Annotated in this window: 3 protein-coding genes; all 3 read left to right on the top strand. The window is 64.5% G+C overall.

Features of this window, described 5'->3' with window-relative positions; genetic code table 11:
• On the top strand, positions 1-186 hold a 186-nt coding region (locus Q4C89_RS14680; protein WP_303103365.1), incomplete at its 5' end, for a universal stress protein.
• A gap of 1 nt (position 187) precedes the next feature.
• Complete coding sequence (locus Q4C89_RS14685) at positions 188-655, top strand: MarR family winged helix-turn-helix transcriptional regulator (protein ID WP_303103366.1); 468 nt, start codon at positions 188-190, stop codon at positions 653-655.
• Positions 652-2706: MDR family MFS transporter (locus Q4C89_RS14690; protein WP_303103367.1), on the top strand; the 2055-nt coding region annotated here is incomplete at its 3' end. The genes Q4C89_RS14685 and Q4C89_RS14690, both read left to right, overlap by 4 nt.

Raw genomic sequence — 2706 nt, forward strand, 5'->3', positions numbered from 1 at the left:
GTGGTGGAACATCTCCTGCCCGCGCTCAAGCCCGCCGAGGCCATCTTGCAGGTCGCGCAGCAAGTGGGCGCCGACCTGATCGTGCTGGGGCGCAAGCACAAGTCGGCCTGGAGCGCGGCGCTGGCCGGAAGCGTTTCCGACATGGTCAGCCACGCCTCGCCGGTGGACGTGCTGATGGCCCGCTGATATGACACCGACTTCGCACACGCTGAACGATGAAGCCATCGTGCGCTTTCTGGGGGGGCTGTGGCGCCTGAACCGCCGCATGAAGCACGACATCTCGCCGCTGCTGGAAACGCATGGACTGGATATGCGCCGCTTTTTCATCCTGTTCCACATCCGTAAGGGCATGGTCTACCCCAAGGAACTCAGTGAGACCCTCCAGATTCCGTCCACGCTGCTGAGCCGCTACATCGACCAACTCGCCAAGCAGGGGTTGCTGGAGCGGCAGATCGACGAACGCGACTCGCGGCGCACCCGCCTGAGCCTCACTACGCAGGGGCAAGCCACCTTTCAGGCCGTGGTGGGCGACATCAAGGCTTATGCCAGCCAGCGCCTCGTGCAGTTGCCGCCCGCCCAGCTCTTCGCCCTGCTCGAAGCGATGGAGGCCCTCAGCGGTTTCCCGCTGCCCAAACCGACGGAGAAAGAAGAATGACCGACCCCACCAGCGCCGCGCCTGCCATGCCACAGCCGCCAGCGCCCCACCTCGAACAGCTCGCGTCCTATTCCGATCAGGAAAAGCGCACCACCCTCATCGGCCTGCTCACGGTGTTTCTGCTGGCCGCCCTCTCGCAGAACATCGTGGGCACTGCCATGCCGCGCATCATCGAGGAACTGCACGGCTTCAACCTCTATTCGTGGGTCACCACCGCCTACTTGCTTGCCAGCACGGTCATGGTGCCCATTTACGGCAAGCTCTCCGACCTGTACGGGCGCAAACCCATTCTGATCTTCGGGATTCTGGTCTTTCTGTTCGGCTCGGCACTGTGCGGCCTGGCGGGCGAACCCTGGCTGGGCAACTTCCTGGGCGGCGGCATGAACCAGCTCATCGCCTTCCGTGCGGTGGCGGGTTTCGGGGGCGGGGCGCTGTTTACCATCGCCTTCACCATCCTGGCGGACATGTTCGACCCCGCCGAACGCGCCAAATTCGGGGGCTTTTTCGGAGCCGTCTTCGGCCTGAGCATGGTGCTGGGGCCGCTGATCGGCGGCTGGCTCACCGACCACCTGAGCTGGCGCTGGACGTTCTACGCCAACCTGCCCGTCGGCCTGCTGGCGCTGTTCATCATCATCGCCAAAATGCCGCGCATCGGCACCAGGAGCGGCGGCAAAATAGACTGGCTGGGCGCCCTGTTTATTCTGGGCACCACCATTCCGCTGCTGCTGGCACTGACCTGGGGCGGCACCACCTATGCCTGGAACAGTGCCACCATCCTGGGCCTGTTCGCGGGGTCGCTGGTCAGTCTGGTGCTGTTCCTGCTGGTCGAGAGCCGCACCAAGGACGCCATCATTCCGCTCAGTCTGTTCCGGGTGCCCATCTTCAGCGTGAGCAACCTCGCGTCTTTCGTCATCAACATCGCCTTCATGGGCATCGTGATTTTCCTGCCGCTGTACATGCAGATGGTGCTGGGCGTCAGCGCCACCAACTCGGGCATGAGCATGTTGCCGCTGATGATCGGCTTGATGGGCGCAAGCATTCTCAGTGGCAACATCGTGGCTCGCACGGGTCAGTACAAGCCCTGGATTATCGGCGGCACGCTGGTTCTCATTCTGGGCATGTGGACGCTGGAAGGGCTGAAGCCGGACACCACCCTGCCGGACCTCTACTGGCGCATGTTCCTGGTCGGTCTGGGCCTCGGCCCCTCGCAGAGCCTGTTTACCCTCGCCATCCAGAGCGGCGTCAGCGTGCGGGAACTGGCGGTGGCGACCTCCAGCAGCCAGTTTTTCCGCCAGATTGGCAACACCATCGGTGCCGCCGTCTTCGGCACGCTGCTGATGAACAACCTGCACACCGAGATGCCCAAGTACCTCCCCAAAATCCCTGGGGCGGGCGTAGAAATCAGCAACTTCGACATGGGGGCGCTGCGGGCCGCCAGCAGTGGCAAAGGCAATCCCCTCCAGACCAAGCTGGACGAGACCTTCAGCGCCCAGTACATCCAGATCGAAAGAGCACTGAACGGTGACGTGTCGGCCCAGAAAGCCGTTGCCGCCAATCCGCAGTTTCCCAACGACCTCAAAGCCCTGGTCGGCGGGGGCTTGCAGGCGCAGGTTCACGCCGCCGTGACCCGGCAGGCCGCCGGGGTTCAGGCCGCCCTCGCCAAGGGTGAACGGGGCCGCCGCGCCCTCCTGAACAATCCGGCCCGTCCGGCCCAGCTCAAGGCCCCCGTGCGCGCCATTCCCGCTGCCGCCCTGGCGACGCCGCAGGCGGCTCAGGCCACCGCCGCCCAGGTCGCGCAGGGCATTCTGCGTCAGGAGCCGCAAGCTTATGAGCAGGCCAAGACGAAGGCCCTCGGCAGCATCAAGGCCAAGTTCTCCGAACAGGCCAAGACGCTGGGCGAGCAGATTGGCGTGGGCATGAAGCGGGGCTTTACCGCCAGCATGACCAAGATGTTCGGAGACGCCATCTGGTTCGCCATCGCCGGGTTCCTGATCGCGCTGTTCGTGCCGGTGATTACCCTGCGCAGCCGCACCAAGCCCGAGCAGCCCGCC

Source organism: Deinococcus sp., from assembly GCF_030523985.1.
Classification (GTDB): domain Bacteria; phylum Deinococcota; class Deinococci; order Deinococcales; family Deinococcaceae; genus Deinococcus.

Excerpts from the sequence above, each read along its gene's own strand:
- Q4C89_RS14685 (WP_303103366.1), top strand. The coding sequence starts at position 188 with ATGACACCGACTTCGCACACGCTGAACGATGAAGCCATCGTGCGCTTT.